Below are 18,144 nucleotides of genomic sequence, written 5' to 3'. Positions count from 1 at the left end.
GCCTGGCGCGAGAGCCGCCGCGACGCCCGATCGAACACTCCTGCAACTACGCTCGGTCACATCGAGAAGCCCGGGTTGCCGTGCACGAGGGGGCCGCCGTGACCGAGGAAGTTCCCACGCGGATCGAACTGGGCGGGACGGCCCACAACGTCATCCAGGCCGGGCACATCACCGGCGGGGTGAGCATGACCTCGTCGCCCGCCGGCCGGCTCCCCGTCCCACAACAGCTACCGCCGGACATCGCCCAGTTCACCGGCCGGAAGGACGACCTGGACAGGCTCGACGCCCTGCTCCTCGAACGAGGACCCGCCGGGACCGGCACCGTCGTCGTCACCGCCCTGGGCGGAACCGCGGGCGTCGGCAAGACCGCCCTGGCCGTCCACTGGGCCCACCGGGTGAAGCACCACTTCCCGGACGGGGTGCTCTACGCCGACCTGCACGGTTACGACCCGCACCGACCGGCGGAGCCGGCCAAGGTCCTCGACCACTTCCTGCACGCCCTGGACATCCGCCCCGTCAGGTTCCCCGAGGACCCGGACGGGAAGGCGACGCTGTACCGCTCGCTCATGGCCGAGCGGCGGACGCTGGTGGTGCTCGACAACGCCTCCGACCCGGCGCAGGTCCGCCCCCTGATCCCCGGCTCGCCGACGTGCTTCGTGGTCGTCACCAGCCGAAGCCGCTTGAACGGCCTGGAGGCGCGTGACGGTGCCCGGCCGATCGCCCTGGGGCTCATGCCGGTGGAGGACGCGATCACGTTGCTCGGTGAGGTCGTCGGGCACGACCGGGTCGACGCCGAGCCGCGGGCCGCCCGGGAGTTGGTCCGGCTGTGCGACCGCCTGCCGCTGGCCCTGCGCATCGCCGCCCAGCGGGTCTCCGCCGATCCCGCCATGCGGCTGGCCGAACTGGTGGGGGACCTCTCGGTCGAACGCGATCGCCTCGACGGGCTGGACGCGGGCGACGACGAGACCACCGCGGTGCGCCCCGTCTTCTCCTGGTCCTACCACGCGTTGCCGCCGGCTCCGCAGCGGGTCTTCCGCCTGCTGGGCGTGCACGACAGCCCCACCATCACGGTCGAGACGGCCGCGGTACTGGTGGACACGACCGCCCGCCTCGTCCGGATCGAGCTGGAATCCCTGGTGGCGGTGCACCTGCTGGCGAGGACCGGTCCGCACTACCGCTTCCACGACCTCGTCAGGGTTTACGCGCGGGAGCGCGCCGTGCTCGACGAGCCCGACCGGTTCGACGCGGTGTGGCGGCTCGGCGCTTGGCGCAGGTACGAGTGGCACCGCAGGGCGGCGACGATCAACCACGAACTCGGCGACCACTGGGCGGCGGCGATCAACCTGAGGGACGCGGCCGAGGCGATCCTGCCGTACCGGCACCTGGACATCGCGATGGAGTGCTGCCGGGAGGCGTTGACCGCGTTCCGCGATCTCGGCGACCCCCGGGAGGCGGGGCGGGTGATGCGGAGCATGGCGCAGGCGCACGCCCGGCTCGGTGAGCACGAGGAGGCCGTCCGCCACCTGCGCTCGGCTCTCGCGCAGGCTCGCGAGGCCGGTGACAACGCCGACATCCGCGCGGCCGAGGCGGGCCTGGACGAACTGCTGCGGGACCACGCCCCCGAGTCGGGGAGCGGCGCGACCACCGGACCGTTCCCCGGCTCCCGACGCCACGGCCCGGAGGCGACCCGGCCGCCGGGACCGGGCACCTCCGGGCCGTGGCCGAGACCGTCGACCTAGCCCTTGAGCAGCGCCCGCGACATCACGACCCGCTGCACCTGGTTGGTCCCCTCGTAGATCTGCGTGATCTTCGCGTCCCGCATCATCCGCTCCACCGGGAAGTCCCGCGTGTACCCCGCCCCGCCGAACAGCTGCACCGCGTTCGTCGTCACCTCCATCGCCACGTCGGACGCGAAGCACTTCGCCGCCGCCGTGATGAAGCCCAGGTTCGGCTCGCCCCGCTCCGCCTTCGCCGCCGCCACGTAGACCATGTGGCGGGCCGCCTCGACCTTCATCGCCATGTCGGCCAGCATGAACTGCACGCCCTGGAAGTCGGAGACCGCGCGGCCGAACTGCCTGCGCTCCTTGGTGTAGGCGATGGCCTGCTCCAGGGCGCCCTGCGCGATGCCCACCGCCTGCGCGCCGATGGTCGGCCGGGTGTGGTCCAGGGTCCGCAGCGCGGTCTTCAGACCGGTGCCGGGCTCACCGATGATCCGGTCCGCCGGGATGGCGCAGTCCTCGAAGTGGATCTCCCGGGTCGGGGAGCCCTTGATGCCGAGCTTGCGCTCCTTCGACCCGACCACGAAGCCGGGGTCGTCCCGGTGCACCACGAACGCCGAGATGCCCTGCGACTTCTTCGGCGCGTCCGGGTCCGTCACCGCCATCACGGTGTACCAGGTCGACTCGCCCGCGTTGGTGATCCAGGACTTGGACCCGTTGAGCACCCAGTGGTCGCCGTCGAGCCTGGCCCTGGTGCGCATCGACGCCGTGTCGGAGCCCGCCTCGCGCTCGGACAGCGCGTAGGACGCCATCGCGGCGCCGCTCGCGATGGACGGCAGGACCTGCCGCTTCAGCTCCTCGGACGCCGCCAGCAGGATCGGCATGGTGCCCAGCTTGTTCACCGCCGGGATGAGGGAGGACGACGCGCAGACGCGCGCCACCTCCTCGATCACGATGCACGTGGCCACCGAGTCGGCGCCCTGGCCGTCGTAGGCCTCCGGGATGTGCACGGCCGCGAAACCCGACTTGACCAGGGCGTCCAGCGCCTCGGAGGGGAAGCGCTCCCGCTCGTCCACGTCCGCCGCGTGCGGCGCGACCTCCTTGTCGGCCAGCGAGCGGACCGCCGACCGCAGCTCCTCGTGCTCCTCGGCGAGCTGGTAGGTACCGAAGCTCGGGTCCACGTTAAGTTACCTCCCGGTAGGGCCTCTACCAGGATGTTAGCGCGCGTTCACGCCCCTGTCCGCTGTGCCGTCCGCAACAGCCCGCAGGGCCGCGTCCTTCTCCAGCACGAGGTCGGCCAGGGCCGCCTGGAACTCCGCCATCCTCCCGGCCAGCACCTGGTCGGACGCTGCCAGCACGCGCACCGCCAGCAGGCCCGCGTTGCGGGCGCCGCCGACCGACACGGTGGCCACCGGCACGCCCGCCGGCATCTGGACGATCGACAGCAGCGAGTCCATCCCGTCGAGGTACTTCAGCGGCACCGGCACGCCGATGACCGGCAGCACCGTCGCCGAGGCCACCATGCCCGGCAGGTGCGCCGCGCCACCGGCCCCGGCGATGATCACCTTCAGGCCCCGGGACGCCGCCGACGCCGCGTAGTCCAGCATCCGCTGCGGCGTGCGGTGCGCCGAGTACACGCCGACCTCGTACGGCACGCCGAACTCGGCCAGCGCCTCGGCGGCGGCCCCCATCACCGGCCAGTCCGAGTCGCTGCCCATGATCACGCCGACCTGCGTCACCGCTGCCCCCCGTGGATGTCGTACCCGTCCAGCCACACGCCGTCGGAGAGCCAGTGCGCGGCGAGCCCCGCCCGCCGCCGCACCTCGTCCATCCGCTCACCGAGCACGGTCACGTGGCCGATCTTGCGCCCCGGTCGCTCCGCCTTGCCGTACAGGTGCACGCGCGCGTCGGGGAACCGGGCGAACAGGTGGTGGAGCCGCTCGTCGGGCCCCATCTCCGGCGGGGACTGCGCGCCGAGCACGTTGGCCATCACCACGGCGGGCGCGACCAGGTCCGTCGCGCCGAGCGGGTAGTCCAGCACGGCGCGCAGGTGCTGCTCGAACTGCGAGGTCCGCGCGCCCTCGATGGTCCAGTGGCCGGAGTTGTGCGGCCGCATCGCCAGCTCGTTGACCACGAGCCCGTCGGCGGTCTCGAACAGCTCCACGGCCAGCAGCCCGACCACGTCCAGCTCCGCGGCCACGGTCAGGGCCAGCTCCTGGGCCCGCTCGGTCAGCCCGTCCGAGTCGGGGGCGGGCGCCAGCACCTCGACGCAGATGCCCTCCCGCTGCACGGTCTGCACCAGCGGCCAGGCCGCGCCCTGCCCGAACGGCGAGCGCGCGACCAGCGCGGCCAGCTCGCGGCGCATCGGCACGCACTGCTCGACCATCAGCGGCGTGCCGGCCTCCAGCAGCTCGGGCACCACGCGCTGCGCGCTCTGCGGCGTGTTCAGCATCCACACGCCGCGGCCGTCGTAGCCGCCGCGCACCGCCTTGAGCACGCACGGCCAGCCGTGCTCGGCCCCGAACCGCAGCACGTCGCCAGGCTCGCGCACCTCGGCGAACGGCGGCACCGGCAGCCCCAGCCCGGCCAGCCGCACCCGCATGACCAGCTTGTCCTGCGCGTGCACCAGCGCGTCCGGCCCGGGGAGGACCTTGACCCCCTCGGCGGCCAGCGCGCGCAGGTGCTCCTGCGGCACGTGCTCGTGGTCGAAGGTGACGACGTCGCAGGACTTGGCGAACCCGCGCAGGGCCTCCAGGTCGGTGTGCCCGCCCAGCTCCACGTCGCGGGCGACGAGCGCGGCGGGGTCGGAGTCCGATTCGGCGAGCACGCGCAGCGACTGGCCGAGCGGGATGGCGGCCTGGTGCGTCATGCGCGCCAGTTGGCCGCCGCCGATCATGCCGACTACGGGGAGGCGGGTACGGGAGTCCACGGTTCGGTGAGTCTACCTGCACAAACAGGAGGTCCCGCACACCCCCGGCAGGTGCGGGACCTCCCCCTCGTCACACCCGGTGCATCCGCTTGACCCACCAGAAGGTCAGCACCAGCAGACCGGCCGCGAACGCGGTGTAGACGCCCAGCTCGACCAGCTGGAAGGGGACCACGCGGTCCGGGGGGTGGTGGTCGACGAACAGCTGGACCACGCCCTGGTCGGCCAGGCAGCGCCCGTACTCCTCGGGGCCGCTGTTCGGCGTGGCGCAGGCGGTGTGGGACACCTCCACCTCGGCGCCCGCCGCGTTCAGGTAGCCCACGTCCACCACCAGGTGGTCCGGTCCCGGCCAGACGTCCTCGCTCGATCCGCCCGCCACCGGGTCGAACGGCATCGCGGTGCGCAGCGGCGTCGCGTAGTAGGGCCGCCACAGGCTCGCCACCAGGCCCCGGACCACGAAGAACACGCCGAACGAGAGCCCCATGGACAGCACCGTGCGGCGGGTGACCGCGCTGAGCGCGAGGCCGAGCGCGAACCCGAACAGCGCGTAGCCGACCTGGACGTGCGGCACCACCTCGAACGCGTCGCTGTCGAACGGCCCGAACCGCTGCCCCTCGGCCGAGTGCGCGTTCACGGTGTTCAGCAGCAGCACCACGGCCGCGCCGAGGCCCGCCGACAGCCCCGCGGCCGCCGCGCCGAGCAGCACGACCTTGCCCGTCAGCCAGCGGACCGGGGTCAGGTCCTGGGTCCACACCACCAGGTGCGTGCGCTGCTCGTACTCGCGGGCCAGCAGCGGGGCCGCCCAGAACACCGCGACCAGCACGCCCGTCATCAGCGGGGCGAGCGCCAGCGCCCGCGCCACGCTGTCGTAGGTGTACTCGTCGAACAGCAGCGAGTGCCGCGCGTGGCCGGTGGCCTCGACGTGCCAGGCCACGCCCAGCGCCAGCGCCGACAGGCCGGCCGCGATCGCGGCCGTGCCGCCGACGGTCCAGCGGTGCTGCCGCCAGGTCAGCCAGAGCAGGTCGCCCCAGCCGACGCGGGCGCGGGTGGCCGCCGGGGCGACGGCCTCGGCGGTCGTGGTGGTGGGGGTCATGCCCCGAACCCCTTCCGGGTGGCCGCGAGCTGCGCGAGCACGTAGTCCTCCAAGGTCACCGGCCGCTCGCGCCAGGGCCCGGCGACGACCGGCCGCGGGTGGTCCTCGGGCAGCTCGACCAGGAACGTCGACTGGTTGCCCCGGTGCCGCGCCTCGACCACCCGGCCGAGCGCGGGCGGCACCTCCGAGCGCGGACCGGTGTAGCTGACGTGGCGGGCGAGCAGGTCGTCCAGCTCGCCGCCCGCGAGCAGCCTGCCGTGCGCGAGCAGCAGCAGGTAGTCCGCCACGCCGCCCAGCTCGGCCACCACGTGGGTGGACAGCAGCACGGTCATGCCGGTCTCGTCGACCTCGGCCAGCAGCTCGGCGGTGACCTCGCGGCGGGCCAGCGGGTCGAGGTTGGCCAGCGGCTCGTCGAGCATCAGCACGTCCGGCCGGGACCCGACCGCCAGCGCGAACGCCACCTGCGCCTGCTGGCCGCCGGACAGCCGCCCGCACGCCCGGTCCAGCGGGACCTCGAAGCGCTCCAGCCAGCGGCGGGCGCGCGGCTCGTCCCACACCACGTTGAGCCGCGCGCCCAGGCGCAGCGCCTCGGCGGCGGTGAAGTTCCGGTAGACCGGCTTGTCCTGGGACACGAACGCCACCCGGCCGGCCGCGACCACCGACCCCTCGTCGGCCCGCAGCAGGCCCGACAGGACCGTCATGAGCGTCGTCTTGCCCGCGCCGTTCGCGCCGACCAGCGCCGCCACCCGCCCCCTGGGCAGCTCGAACGCGCACTCGCGCAGCGCCCACCTGTCCTTGTAGCGCTTGCCCAGCCCCTGCGCGCGCACCGCGACCGCGGTGGTGTCGACAGGTTCGACCACGGTCGTCATGCGACCGCCACCCCTTCCCCGTTGGCCAGCACCGACCGCACCAGGGCGTCGATGTCCTCGGCGTCCAACCCCGCCTCGCGCGCCTCGCCCACCCACACGGCCAGCCGCGCCCGCAGCGCGGCCATCACCTCGGGCGAGGTCGAGCCGAGACCCGCCTTCACGAACGTCCCCGACCCCTGGCGCGCCTCGACCAGGCCGGACATCTCCAGTTCCCGGTACGCCTTGAGCACCGTGTTCGCGTTCACCCCGCTGGTCGCGACGACGTCGCGCACGGTCGGCAGCCGGTCGCCCGGCCCCAACCACCCCAGGCGCAGCGCCTCGCGGACCTGGCGCACCAGCTGGAGGTACGCAGGGAGGCCGCTGGCCCGGTCGACGTGGAACTCCACCCGGCGCCTCCAAATTGTTCTGGTCAACTAAGACACTGCGACACCGTTCAGGAAGGCCCGGGGGGTTGTCAAGCCGCCAACGGGCCCGAGCGGCGCGGCGCTCCGAGCGGGCCCCTCCCCGGATCGGGTGAGGGCTTTCCACCCCGGGGCGTCGCCGCCCTCCGCGTCCGTGACCGTGACGACGCCCGCTCCGACCGGACCGGGTCATTTCCCTCCACCATGGTCTTTCCGCCGCTCGCGGGCCCCGGCCGGCGCTTTTACTCGACGGTGCGCACGAACCCGGACACCGGAAGGAAGAGCTGATGACACCCGGACGGATCCTCGCCGCCGCCGTTGCCGCCTCGGCACTGCTCGCCGCACCGATCGCCAACGCCGCCCAGCCCGACACCCGACAGGACGAGTGGGTGATCCGGAGCGACACCAGGGTGGACGACGTGTGGGACCAGACCAACTGGGCGTGGGACCCCGACTTCCCGGTCATCCCCCACCCGTACCACGGGGAGAACAACCAGAAGTGGTACATCGCCGACGACGGCACCATCAAGAGCAAGGCTTACGGCTGGTGCGTGACCTCGATCAGCGGCAGGCTGGCCGGGCGGGACTGCGACGGTTCCGCGGAGCAGCGGTGGGTGGGCGGCTCCTACGACGGCTACCGCACCTGGCTGTTCGAGTTGGGCGACACCGACCACTGCGTCACGCACAACGGCGTCTACAAGGAGCTGGTCCTCGCACCGTGCGAGCCGGGTCGGGCCGACCAGCGCTGGATCATCGGCGAGTAGCGGCCGGGCGCGCGTCGGCCAGGAGCGCGTCGGCCGGGCGCGCCCCGGTCGACGCGCCGCGCCCCGCGGGGCCCCTCGTCGCCGCGGGGGCGCCGGCCCTCCCGCCGGGCACGGCCCCGCGGCCGGCGCGTGCGGCACCGGTCCCCGCCCGGTGGGGCACGGGGCGGGCGCCGGACAGGGGTTTCAGCGCCCGAGCCCGGTGATCAGCGCGGCGGCCTCGTCCCAGGTCCCGGGCAGCTCCTCCACCCGGACCCGGACCGGGCCGGTGGGCGCGACGTGCGGGTCCACGGCCAGCCGGTCGGCGGCGAGCAGGCGCAGGTTGGCCAGCACCCTGGGCAGGGTGTGGTCGCGGCGCAGCAGCACGCACGCCGTGGCCGGGCCGATCGAGGCCAGCGTCTGCCCCGCGTCGAACACCTCCCGCAGCGCGTCCGCGAGCAGCGTCATCGCCACCACCCGGGACCAGCCGCTCACCCGGCCGAGGTCCAGCGACGCCAGCACCAGCGCGTGCTCCCGGCGGCCGGTGGCGCGCTCCTCCGCGTACACCTCGCGCAACCGGGTGCGCAGGTACGCGGAGGTGGCCAGGCCGGTCAGCGGGTTGTCCGCGGCGCACTCGGCCGCCTGGGAGCTCACCACCTCGCCCCAGCCCAGGGCGGCGGCCCGGAGCATCCGCGCGGGCACCGCGTCCACGTCCGGGGAGACCATCCCGTCGGTCCCGCTCGGCCCGGTGAGCACCGCGTGCAGCGCCGCCAGGTCCAGCAGCGTCTCGGCCAGCCCGGCGCCGGCCTCGGCCCGCGCGCCGCCCAGCCGGTACAGCGCGCCGCTCGGGTCCGCCGCGTCCAGCACCGCCGAGCAGACCTCGTCGACCTCGCGCACCGGCCAGTCGGCCGGGAAGGCCCAGCCCGCGGCCATGGCCGCGGTCCGCCACCTCGACCGCAGGACGCGTGCACCGCCCGCGCCGAACCGCCGTGCCACCGCTACCCGAACACCCACTCGGATGCCTCCTCGATGTCGGTCTGCCGGGTGAGGGACGTCGCCGGGCGTCATCCATGACGGCATTCACAGGACACGATTGAGGGTCTTCCCGTGACGGTGTGCGACCTGGTGCGCCAAACTGGCCCCGCGCGAGGAGGGGAAACACGTGGCGACCGTTCCTGCTGACGTCCAGGGACCCAGCGATGCGGAGCTGATCGACTCCGTGCGCGCCGGGTCGACCGACGCCTACGGGCAGCTCTACGAACGGCACGTGGGCGCCGCCTACAACCTGGCCCGCCAGCTGGCGAGGTCCTCCGCCGAGTGCGACGACCTGGTCTCGGACGCCTTCGCCAAGGTCCTGGACACGCTGCGCGCCGGTCGCGGCCCCGACACGGCCTTCCGCGCCTACCTGCTCACCGCGCTGCGCCACACGGCCTACGACAAGACGCGCCGGGACCGCAAGCTCGAACTCTCCGAGGACGTGGCCGAGGCCGCGCCCGAGGCGACCGCCGTGCCCTTCGCCGACACCGCCGTGGCGGGCCTGGAGCGGTCGCTGGCCGCGCGGGCGTTCGCCCGGCTGCCCGAGCGCTGGCAGACCGTGTTGTGGCACACCGAGATCGAGGGCCAGTCGCCCGCCGAGGTCGCGCCGCTGCTGGGCCTGACCGCCAACGGCGTGTCCGCGCTGGCCTACCGGGCCCGCGAGGGCCTCAAGCAGGCGTACCTCCAGGTCCACCTGGCCGAGACGCAGGCCGAGCGGTGCCGCGCCACGGTCGACCGGCTGGGCGCGTGGACCCGCGGCGGGCTGTCCAAGCGGGAGACCGCCCAGGTCGAGACCCACCTGGACGAGTGCACGAACTGCCGCGCGCTGGCCGCCGAGCTGGCCGACGTCAACGGGGCGCTGCGCGGGATCATCGCGCCCATGGTGCTGGGCCTGGGCGCCGGCGGCTACCTCGCCGCCGCGGCGGGCAGCGCCAAGGCCGCCGCGGTCACCGCCGGGGCGGTCACCGCCGGAGCGGCCGGGGTGGCGGGCACGGCGGCCGGCGGCTCCGCGACCGGCTCGGGCGGCGTGGCCAACCTGCTCACCTCCGCGCCGCGCCAGGCGCTCGGCGCGGCGGCGTCCGTGGCGGCCCTGGCGCTCGCGGTGGCGATCGGCCTGGCCACCGGCGGTGAGCAGGAGGTGCCCGCCGCGCAGCTCTCGCCGCTGCCCACGACCGCCACCCGGGTCCTGCCGACCACCGCGCCCTCGCCGACGCAGGCCCCGTCGACCACCACCGCGCCCACCACGACCACGGCGCCGACGACGACCACCGAAGCCGTGCCGGAGCAGCCGCAACCCGCACCGCAACCGGCGCCCGAACCGGAACCCGAGCCCGAACCGCAGCCGGAACCCGAGCCGGAACCCGAGCCGGAACCGGAGCCCGAACCCGAGCCGACGCCGCCGAACCTGGTGCCGACCGTGCCCAGCGGCTTCAGCCTGACCCCCGGCACGGACCCGGTCGCGCTGCCGATCACCGTGCGCAACACCGGCGAGACCGCCTCCGCGCCCGCCGGCACCGCGCTGCTGCTGCCGCCCGGCGTGCGGTCGGTCGGCGGACCGGCGTCGTTCGCGCCGCGCCGCCTGGCGCAGTTCGACGGCCTGCCCGAGCAGACCGTGACCTGCCCGGCGGGCGTCGGCGCGATCACCTGCGCCACCCCGCAGGGCCTCGCGCCCGGCGGCACCGCCACGTTCGTGTTCCACCTCCAGGCCGACTGGGAGGCGATGACCGGCCTGATCACCGGCACGGTCAGCGCCGGCACCGCGATCAGCGTGGACATCGAGGTCGACGTCGAGGTCACCCCGGCCGAGGACGCCCTGGAGCTGTCGGTGCGCACGTGGCAGCACCACTTCTGGGACCCGAGGCTGGACGTCACGGCGGTCAACACCGGCGGCCGGCCCGGCACCCTGCGCCTGGTGGTCGAGGGCGACGAGCACCTCACCCTGGTCACGCTGTGGCGCGGGTGCGAGCGGTCGCACCACCGGGTGGTGTGCGAGGTGCGGCTGGACCGGGGCGGGTCGTTCCAGCTGCCCGTGTGGGTGTTCGGCGTGCCGTGGCGGGAGGGCGTGGTCCGGGTGACCGCCACCCTCGGCACCGCCTCCCGCAGCGTCGAGGTGCCGGTCTCGCGGCGCCCCGGCCACGGCCACGGCGAGCCGGAACCCCCGGCCGACGAGCCGACCGGCACCCCGCGGCCGACCACCACCACCCCGACGACCACGCCCACGACGGCCACGACGGTCCCCCGACCGACCGGCACCTCGTCGACCACCGCACCGCCCGCGCCGCCGCGGCCGACCACCCCGACCACGACGTCGCGGACCGACCCGCCGCCGCAGCCGACCGGGCCGCCCACGACCGCGCCGCCCACGACGACGACCACCACCCCGACGACCACCACCGGGCGGACCGAGCCCTGCCAACCGCTCCTGCCGTGGCTGCCGATCCTGGGCGACCTGCTGCCCGACCCCTGTCGAACCCCTTCGTGATCGGTCGATCACCGGCCGGTAACCTACCCCGGTGCTGCCACTCGTGCGCAGGCTCCTGGGCCGTCTGCCGGAACCGGTTCGCTCCCTGGTCCGCGAGCACCGGGAGCTGATCCGCTTCGCCGCCGTGGGCGGCACGACATTCCTGATCGACAACGGCGTCTGGTACGCGCTCAAGCTCACCGTCCTGGACGACAAGGTGGTCACGGCCAAGGCCATCGGGGTGCTGGTGGCGGTCATCGCCTCCTACGTGCTCAGCCGCGAGTGGTCGTTCCACACCCGCGGCGGCCGGGAGCGGCACCACGAGGCGGCGCTGTTCTTCCTCGTCAGCGGGATCGGCGTCGGGGTGAACCTGCTGCCGCTGTACGCGTCGCGGCACGTGTTCGACCTGCACTCGGAGGTGGCCGACTTCGCCAGCGGCGGGGTGATCGGGATGCTGCTGGCCACCGGCTTCAAGTTCTGGGCGATGCGCAAGTTCGTCTTCCCCCAGGCGGACGCCCGCCCGCCGGTGCAGGAGCTGCGGGTCGTGCGCGAACAGCTCGACGTGGCCTGAACAGCGCTTTTACCGCCGCTCCGTACAATGCTGTGGTGTCCGTGGTCGAGAACGTGGTCTTGCGCCTGCCCGAACCGCTGCGCTCGCTGGCGCTCAAGCACCGCGAGCTGCTCAAGTTCGCGCTGGTGGGCGGCACCTGCTTCGTGATCGACACGGCCATCTTCTTCGGCCTGAAGTCGATCGTGCTCAGCGAGCACCCGGTGACGGCGAAGATCGTGGCCACCCTGGTCGCCACGATCGTGTCCTACGTGCTCAACCGCGAGTGGTCGTTCAAGACCCGGGGCGGGCGCGAGCGCAGGCACGAGGCCGCGCTGTTCTTCCTGATCAACGGGATCGGCATCGTGCTGAACTCCGCGCCGCTGTGGGTGTCGCGGTACCTGCTGCACCTCCAGGAGCCGAACGTCAGCCGGCTCGCGGAGGAGTTCTCCGACTTCCTCAGCGCGCAGGTGATCGGCACCCTGATCGCCATGGTGTTCCGCTGGTACGGCTACAAGAGGTGGGTCTTCCCGCAGGCCGACTACCGCCCGCGCCGGGTGACCCGCGCCTACGACCTGCCCGAGGAGGACGAGCAGGCCCTCGGCCACTCGTGACCTAGCGGCCGCCCGCGAGCACCGCCAGCGCGGCCTCGTGCAGGTGCCCGTTGCTGGTCAGCACGCTGCCGCCGTCGTAGCGGCCGGCCCCGGTCAGGTCGCTGAACCGCCCGCCCGCCTCGGTCACCAGCACCTGGAACGGCGCGACGTCCCACGGGTTCACCACCGCCTCGGCGGCCACGTCGATCGCGCCCTCCGCGACCAGGCAGTGCTGCCAGAAGTCGCCGAACGCCCGGTTCTCCCAGCACGCGTCCACCAGCGCCAGGTACGCCTCGCGCGAGTGGTGCTCGACCCACGAGCCCAGGTGCGTGGTGGACAGGTAGGCGTCGGACAGGTCGCGCACCCCGGACACGGCGATCCGCCGCTCCCCCGAGGCGTCCGAGGAGAACGCGCCGCCCCCGGTCGACGCCCACCAGCGGCGGCCCAGGGCGGGCGCGCTGACCACCCCGACGACCGGCGTGCCGTCCTCCACCAGCGCGATCAGCGTCGCCCACACCGGCACGCCGCGCAGGAAGTTCTTGGTGCCGTCGATCGGGTCGACCACCCACGCGCGCCCGGCGCCCACCGCGCCGCCCCGCTCCTCGCCCGCGACCTGGTCGTCCGGCGCCTCGACGGCCAGCACGGCGCGGATCGCGTCCTCCACGGCCACGTCGGCGTCGGTGACCGGGGTGCGGTCGGGCTTGCGCTCCACCACCAGGTCGCGCGCGCGGAACCGGGAGGTGGTGATCAGGTCGGCCTCGTCGGCGAGGCGGAGGGCGAGGGCGAGATCTGCGCGAAGGGCGGACACGCGGGCGATCGTGCCACGCCTACGCTGGGTGCCGTGAGCGTGGTCTTGTTGGCCGAGGACGACCCGGCGATCGCGGAGCCGCTGTCCCGCGCGCTTCAGCGCGAGGGGTACCAGGTGCAGGTGGTGGGGGACGGTCCCGGCGCGTTGGACGCGGCCGCGCACGGCGGCATCGACCTGCTGGTGCTCGACCTGGGCCTGCCCGGCATGGACGGCCTGGAGGTGTGCCGCCGGCTGCGCGCGAACGGGCGCGGCCTGCCGGTGCTGATGCTCACCGCCCGGTCCGACGAGGTGGACTTCGTGGTCGGGCTCGACGCGGGCGCGGACGACTACGTGGCCAAGCCGTTCCGGCTGGCCGAGCTGATGGCCCGGATCCGGGCGCTGCTGCGCCGGCGCGCCCCCGGCACGCTGGAGGTCAACGGCGTCCGCGTGGACCTCGCCGCCCGCCGCGTCACCGTGGACGGGCAGGAGGTGCAGCTGGCCAACAAGGAGTTCGAGCTGCTGCGCGTGCTGATCCAGCGCGCGGGCCAGGTCGTGCACCGCGACGAGATCCTGTCCGAGGTCTGGAACGACCCGGAGCTCAAGAGCAGCAAGACCCTGGACATGCACATGTCGTGGCTGCGCCGCAAGCTCGGCGACGCCCGCGGCGTGGAGCGCCGCATCGCGACCGTGCGCGGGGTCGGGTTCCGCTTCAACGCGGCCGACTGATGCGCAGCCGCATCCTGCGGGCCATCCTGCTGGCCGTCGCGGTCACCGGGTTCGCCCTGGGCATCCCGCTCGGCTACACGGCGCTCCAGCTCGTGGAGGGCGCCGCCCGCAACGACCTGAGCACGCGGGCGCAGCGGATCGCGGCCTCCATCGACGACCAGATCGCGAACGGGCAGCCGATCGACCTGGGGCCGGTCGAGGTGGGGGTGCCTGAGGGCGGCCACCTCGTGGTCACCACGGGCGGCCGGGTGCTGGAGTTCGGCAGCACCCCCGGCGAGGACGCGCTGTCGGTGCAGGTGCCGATCGCGCAGCAGGGCACGGTGCGGCTGGAGGTGTCCGCGGACCCGGTGCACACCACGCAGTACCAGGTGTCGGGGCTCGTGGTGCTGCTGGTGGTGCTGTCCGTCGGCACCGGCACGGTGGTGGCCAGGGTCACCGCGCGCAGGCTCGCCGAGCCGCTGCGGCACGTGGCGGCCCGCGCCACGCGGCTCGGCGCGGGCGACTTCCGCAGCGACGACCGGCGGCACGGCGTGCCGGAGCTGGACCTGGTGTCCGACGCGCTGGACCGGTCCGCGATCGCGCTGGCCCAGCTGGTGCAGCGGGAGCGGGAGCTGGTCGGCGACGTGTCGCACCAGCTGCGCAGCCGGCTGACCGCGTTGCAGCTGCGACTGGAGGCGCTGTCGCTGCACCCGGAGCCGGAGACCGCGGCCGAGGCGCGGGCCGCGCTGGAGCAGGCCGAGCGGCTGGCCGAGGTGCTCAACGAGATGCTGGCCGCCGCCCGCGCCGCCCGCGCGGTCGGCGCGGAGCCGCTGGACCTCGCCGCGGAGCTGGTCGCCATCGCGGAGGAGTGGCGCGAGCCGCTGCGCGGCGTCGGGCGCGTGCTGCGGGTGCGGGTGCCGGACGGGTTGCTGGCGCGCGCCACGCCCGCCCGGCTGCGCGAGGCGATCGGCGTGCTGCTGGACAACGCCCTGCGGCACGGCGAGGGCCAGGTGGTCGTGTCCGCGCGCCGGGAGGACGGCACGGTGGTCGTGGAGGTCAGCGACTCGGGCCGGGGCGTGCCGGACGAGCTGTCGCACCACATCTTCGAGCGCGGCGTGTCCGGCGGCGGCTCCACGGGCGTGGGCCTGGCGCTGGCGCGGGCCCTGGTCGACGCCGACGGCGGGCGGCTGGAGCTGTCCACCGCCCGGCCCGCCACGTTCGCGGTGTTCCTGCCGGTGCCGAAGGCCGAGGACGTGGTGGGCGTGAGCTGGCGGACTGACCTCACGCCCCGCTAGACCCCATCTCCCGCTGGGTCTCAAGCCCCGCCGGGTGCGCTCCGCTCCGCCGCCTCCGGCAGCACGCCGACCGCGCCGCGCACCACCTGCGCCCACACCAGGCGCCCGAACAGGTAGTGGCAGGCCACGTCCTCGCTGGTGAACGCGGCCCAGTCGTAGCGGTTGCCCTGCTCGCGCCAGAAGACCTCGAAGCCCTCCTCGGTGGGCAGCAGGCACCACCGGTTCTCGGCCTCCGCCCCGATCGACACGACCTCGGCGGGCACGCCCACGGCCAGCAGCCAGCCCTCGACCGACTCCGCGTTCACCGGACCTCCTCCAGGTAGCCCAGGGCGAGCAGGTCGGCCACGGGGTGGGTGGTGCGGTAGCGGACGCCACCGCCGGGCTGCCCGAACCACCCGGCGGACAGCGTGAACCACACCGGCAGCACCCGGGCGACCCGGTAGCGGTGGTGGCCGGCGTCGAGCAGCGCGGGCGGCAGCGAGCGGGCGGCGTAGGCGGTGCCCGACTCGGACAGCACCCGGCCCTCGGCCGGGCCGAACCGGTCCAGCTCCACGCCGACCGCGAGCACGCCGGGCTGCCCCGCCTCGTAGCCGCCCTCGGGGAACAGCTCGCCGGGCGGCCACGCGTACTCCGGCGGGTCGGACCGGACCAGGAAGCGGCGGTCCCAGTCGCGCTCGTGCATCCCGGCCTGGGGGTCGTGGCCGACCAGCAGCGCGGGGTCGGGCGCGGCGCCCGGCGCGAGCACCAGGCGCGGGCGGGCGACGGCGGGTCGCGGCTCGGCGGCCGGGTCGCCGGCCGCGCCGGAGAGCCGGGACCGCAGCCGGTCGCCGTAGGTCAGGTCCAGGCCGAGCTGCGCGGAGGTGTCGACCAGGTGCCGGTCCGGGTGGCCGCCCGGCTCGAACCGGAGGCCGGCCGCGAACACCTGCTCGCCGGACGGCGGCGGGAGCTGGCGGACCGGCGCGGTGCGGGGCCGGGGCAGCGTGCCGCCGGGGAACATGTGCGCCAGGAACAGCGCGGCGGCCTCGGTGCCCGGCCGCGCGGTGCTCGCGGCGGGGACCGGGTCGGGCTCGGGCTCGTCCCGCCGGGCCGGCGGGGTCTCCGGGGCGGGGCCCGAAAGGAGCGGGGTCCGGGCCGCGCCGTCCCGGGCGACCGGGATCGGCACGACGGCGAACGCGAGCGAGCCGTCCTGGGCCGCGTCCTTGACGTCGCGGGCGGCGGTGATCAGCGCCTCGCGCAGGTCGCCGGCCGTGGACTCGGCCTTCGCCTCGCCCTTGACGTCCGCTTTGGCCTGGGTGTCCGCTTTGGCCGGCGCCTCGGTCTTGGCCTGGGCCTCGGTCCTGGCGGCTTCGCCCTTGGCGGCACCGGCGTCCTTGGCCGCGCCCTGGTTCTGCCCCTGCCCCTGGCCCTGCCCCTGGTTCTGCCCTTGGCCCTGGTTCTGCCCTTGGTTCTGCCCCTGAGCGGCCCCCTGACCCGACGAGCCCTGACCCGAGCCCGCCGCACCGGCCCCCTGACCCGGCGCGCCCTGGGCGGGCACGGCCGCCTGCGCGGCCCGCGCCTCCGCCTTCGGCGCGGCCTGGCCCGGCTGCGCGGACGCCTGCGCCCCGGCGTTGGCCACCGGGGACTGGGTGGCCGCCGCACCGGCCGCCGGGGACGCGCCGGGCGCGCCACCGGTCGTCCCGCCGAACGAGGGTCCCTGCGGGGCGGCCTGGTTCGCCGCCGGGGCGGCGGACTGCTGCGCGGGCGCGTGGGGGGTGTCGACCGGCAGCACCGGCCGGTCCAGGACCGCCGCCGCCGACTGGCCGACCGTGTCGGCCGAGCGTCCGACCGCGTCCACGACGGGCGCGCCCGGGACCGAGCCGCCGACCGCGTCCGCGACCGGCCTCACGACGTGGTCCACCGGGTTCAGGACCTGGTTCACCAGGCCGGGCGCGGCGGCGGGCGGCCCCTGACCGGCACCCGGACCCTGGCCCGCCGGGCCATGCCCCTGACCCTGCCCCTGGCCCCCCGGACCGGGCAGGGCCTGGTCGACGGTGTCGCCCGCGCCCCTCACCACGTCCTCGGCCGTGTCGACCAGCGGGTCCACGACCGCGGCGACGGGCGGTGCCACCGCGCCGACCGCGCCCACGAGCGGGTCGGCCACCGCGCCGACCGTGTCCGCGACCCCGCCCAGCAGCCCGCCGACGAGCCCGGGAGCCCGGCTGCCGCCCGCGTCGCCACCGCTGCCACCGCCATCAGCGGCGCCACTGCCGTTGCCACCGCCGTTGCCGAGCAGCCCGTCCACGAGCGCGCCGCCACCCAGCAGCCCACCACCCGGCAGCCCGCCGCCGTTCGACTGGTTGCCGCGCCCCTGGTCGCCGCCCTGGCCGGGCGCGTCACCGGACCCGCCCGGACCCGCCCCGTCGACCCCGGGCCCGTGCACACCGGGGCTGGTGTCGACCGGCGGCAGGCTCCCGCCCACCGTGACGCCGCTGTCCAGCCGCACCGCGTTGGTCAGCACGTCGGTCAGGTGGGCGACGTTGGTCGCCGCGCCCCGCACCGCCGTGTCCAGCCCCAGCAGCGCCGTCGGGTGGCCGGCGGTCGCGGCCTGCTGCGCCGCGTCGTTGTTCCTGGCCAGGTTCACCAGCTCGCGCACCAGCTCGGCCTTCGCCGCGCCGATCTGCTCGGCCGCGTGGTCCAGCCGGTCCGCCGCCGAGCGGCAGCCGCGCACGGCCGAGTTCAGCGCGCCGTCCGGGGCGGTGAACGCGTTCCAGTGCCCGCGCGCCGCGTCGCCGGTCGCCCCGCTCATCGAGCCCAGCGCCCTGGTCGCGGCGCCGTCGGACTCGCCGGCCAGCGCGGCGAGCCGCGTGCCCGCCTCGCGCCACGCGGTGGCGGACGCGCGCATGGCGTCCTCGTCGGCCCGGGGCCACGCGACCCCGGCCTTGGCGGCGACCTCGACCAGTTCGGCCGGCAGCTCGATGCCCATGGCGGCTCCCAG

17 protein-coding genes are annotated in these 18,144 nt (G+C 75.1%); 7 read left to right on the top strand and 10 right to left on the bottom strand.

Annotated elements, in window-relative coordinates; all coding sequences use genetic code 11:
- Nucleotides 1–98: 98 nt before the first annotated feature.
- Entirely contained in the window at nt 99–1,739 is a 1,641-nt protein-coding gene (locus Q5530_RS10975; protein ID WP_415362049.1) for an ATP-binding protein, read from the top strand.
- Here Q5530_RS10975 and Q5530_RS10970 read toward each other — a convergent pair.
- From Q5530_RS10970 to Q5530_RS10945, 6 genes are all read right to left on the bottom strand, one after another.
- Nucleotides 1,736–2,899 carry an acyl-CoA dehydrogenase gene (locus tag Q5530_RS10970; RefSeq protein WP_415362048.1) on the bottom strand — a complete coding sequence of 388 codons (1,164 nt, stop codon included), beginning with the start codon at nt 2,897–2,899 and terminating at the stop codon, nt 1,736–1,738. The two genes, Q5530_RS10975 and Q5530_RS10970, sit on opposite strands and share 4 nt — an antisense overlap.
- 36 nt (nt 2,900–2,935) lie before the next feature.
- Nucleotides 2,936–3,457 (bottom strand): 5-(carboxyamino)imidazole ribonucleotide mutase, encoded by a 522-nt coding sequence (gene purE / locus Q5530_RS10965; RefSeq protein WP_415362047.1) that lies wholly within the window; start codon nt 3,455–3,457, stop codon nt 2,936–2,938.
- On the bottom strand, nt 3,454–4,647 hold the full coding sequence (locus tag Q5530_RS10960; RefSeq protein ID WP_415362046.1) for a 5-(carboxyamino)imidazole ribonucleotide synthase: 1,194 nt from the start codon (nt 4,645–4,647) through the stop codon (nt 3,454–3,456). Before Q5530_RS10960 ends, purE begins: the two co-directional genes overlap by 4 nt.
- Before the next feature lie 70 nt (nt 4,648–4,717).
- The gene (locus Q5530_RS10955; protein WP_415362045.1) at nt 4,718–5,737 is read right to left on the bottom strand and encodes a hypothetical protein; all 1,020 of its coding nucleotides are present in this window, start codon (nt 5,735–5,737) and stop codon (nt 4,718–4,720) included.
- Nucleotides 5,734–6,606: an ATP-binding cassette domain-containing protein gene (locus Q5530_RS10950; protein ID WP_415362044.1), complete on the bottom strand. Its 873-nt coding sequence runs from the start codon at nt 6,604–6,606 to the stop codon at nt 5,734–5,736. The genes Q5530_RS10955 and Q5530_RS10950 overlap by 4 nt, the downstream gene beginning before the upstream one ends.
- Nucleotides 6,603–6,992 (bottom strand): GntR family transcriptional regulator, encoded by a 390-nt coding sequence (locus tag Q5530_RS10945; RefSeq protein WP_380642667.1) that lies wholly within the window; start codon nt 6,990–6,992, stop codon nt 6,603–6,605. The genes Q5530_RS10950 and Q5530_RS10945 overlap by 4 nt, the downstream gene beginning before the upstream one ends.
- A 302-nt stretch (nt 6,993–7,294) precedes the next feature.
- On the opposite strand from Q5530_RS10945, the gene Q5530_RS10940 reads away from it, so the two are divergent.
- Nucleotides 7,295–7,771 (top strand): ricin-type beta-trefoil lectin domain protein, encoded by a 477-nt coding sequence (locus Q5530_RS10940; RefSeq protein ID WP_415362043.1) that lies wholly within the window; start codon nt 7,295–7,297, stop codon nt 7,769–7,771.
- A gap of 183 nt (nt 7,772–7,954) precedes the next feature.
- Here the strand turns inward: Q5530_RS10940 and Q5530_RS10935 are convergent, their stop codons facing one another.
- Nucleotides 7,955–8,761 carry a GGDEF domain-containing protein gene (locus Q5530_RS10935; protein WP_415362042.1) on the bottom strand — a complete coding sequence of 269 codons (807 nt, stop codon included), beginning with the start codon at nt 8,759–8,761 and terminating at the stop codon, nt 7,955–7,957.
- A gap of 148 nt (nt 8,762–8,909) precedes the next feature.
- Between Q5530_RS10935 and Q5530_RS10930 the strand changes: the two genes are divergently transcribed.
- From Q5530_RS10930 to Q5530_RS10920, 3 genes are read left to right on the top strand one after another with little or no spacing between them, the layout of a single operon-like run.
- Nucleotides 8,910–11,264, top strand: a complete 2,355-nt coding sequence (locus tag Q5530_RS10930; protein WP_415362041.1) for a sigma-70 family RNA polymerase sigma factor — start codon at nt 8,910–8,912, stop codon at nt 11,262–11,264.
- Between the two features lie 34 nt (nt 11,265–11,298).
- Nucleotides 11,299–11,814 (top strand): GtrA family protein, encoded by a 516-nt coding sequence (locus tag Q5530_RS10925; RefSeq protein ID WP_415362091.1) that lies wholly within the window; start codon nt 11,299–11,301, stop codon nt 11,812–11,814.
- 35 nt (nt 11,815–11,849) lie between these two features.
- Complete coding sequence (locus Q5530_RS10920; RefSeq protein WP_415362040.1) at nt 11,850–12,404, top strand: GtrA family protein; 555 nt, start codon at nt 11,850–11,852, stop codon at nt 12,402–12,404.
- A 1-nt stretch (nt 12,405) separates the two neighbouring features.
- Here the strand turns inward: Q5530_RS10920 and hisN are convergent, their stop codons facing one another.
- Complete coding sequence (gene hisN, locus Q5530_RS10915; protein ID WP_415362039.1) at nt 12,406–13,191, bottom strand: histidinol-phosphatase; 786 nt, start codon at nt 13,189–13,191, stop codon at nt 12,406–12,408.
- A gap of 33 nt (nt 13,192–13,224) precedes the next feature.
- On the opposite strand from hisN, the gene Q5530_RS10910 reads away from it, so the two are divergent.
- Both Q5530_RS10910 and Q5530_RS10905 read left to right on the top strand, forming a co-directional pair.
- Nucleotides 13,225–13,896 (top strand): response regulator transcription factor, encoded by a 672-nt coding sequence (locus tag Q5530_RS10910; RefSeq protein WP_380634673.1) that lies wholly within the window; start codon nt 13,225–13,227, stop codon nt 13,894–13,896.
- Entirely contained in the window at nt 13,896–15,170 is a 1,275-nt protein-coding gene (locus tag Q5530_RS10905) for an ATP-binding protein (RefSeq protein WP_415362038.1), read from the top strand. Before Q5530_RS10910 ends, Q5530_RS10905 begins: the two co-directional genes overlap by 1 nt.
- 20 nt (nt 15,171–15,190) lie before the next feature.
- Here Q5530_RS10905 and Q5530_RS10900 read toward each other — a convergent pair whose 3' ends face one another.
- Nucleotides 15,191–15,475, bottom strand: coding sequence for a hypothetical protein (locus tag Q5530_RS10900; RefSeq protein WP_415362037.1), 285 nt, complete (start codon nt 15,473–15,475; stop codon nt 15,191–15,193).
- Nucleotides 15,472–18,132 (bottom strand): TNT domain-containing protein, encoded by a 2,661-nt coding sequence (locus Q5530_RS10895; RefSeq protein WP_415362036.1) that lies wholly within the window; start codon nt 18,130–18,132, stop codon nt 15,472–15,474. The genes Q5530_RS10900 and Q5530_RS10895 overlap by 4 nt, the downstream gene beginning before the upstream one ends.
- Nucleotides 18,133–18,144: the final 12 nt, after the last annotated feature.

It is taken from the genome of Saccharothrix sp. BKS2 (genome assembly GCF_047689505.1).
GTDB lineage: Bacteria > Actinomycetota > Actinomycetes > Mycobacteriales > Pseudonocardiaceae > Actinosynnema > Actinosynnema lopnurensis.
This window is presented reverse-complemented; position numbering and strand designations above follow the sequence as displayed.

Bases quoted from the DNA above. Each gene is read 5' to 3' on its own strand.
- Q5530_RS10955 (WP_415362045.1), bottom strand. From the start codon at position 5,737: ATGACCCCCACCACCACGACCGCCGAGGCCGTCGCCCCGGCGGCCACC.
- Q5530_RS10950 (WP_415362044.1), bottom strand. From the start codon at position 6,606: ATGACGACCGTGGTCGAACCTGTCGACACCACCGCGGTCGCGGTGCGC.
- Q5530_RS10940 (WP_415362043.1), top strand. From the start codon at position 7,295: ATGACACCCGGACGGATCCTCGCCGCCGCCGTTGCCGCCTCGGCACTG.
- Q5530_RS10905 (WP_415362038.1), top strand. From the start codon at position 13,896: ATGCGCAGCCGCATCCTGCGGGCCATCCTGCTGGCCGTCGCGGTCACC.
- Q5530_RS10895 (WP_415362036.1), bottom strand. From the start codon at position 18,132: ATGGGCATCGAGCTGCCGGCCGAACTGGTCGAGGTCGCCGCCAAGGCC.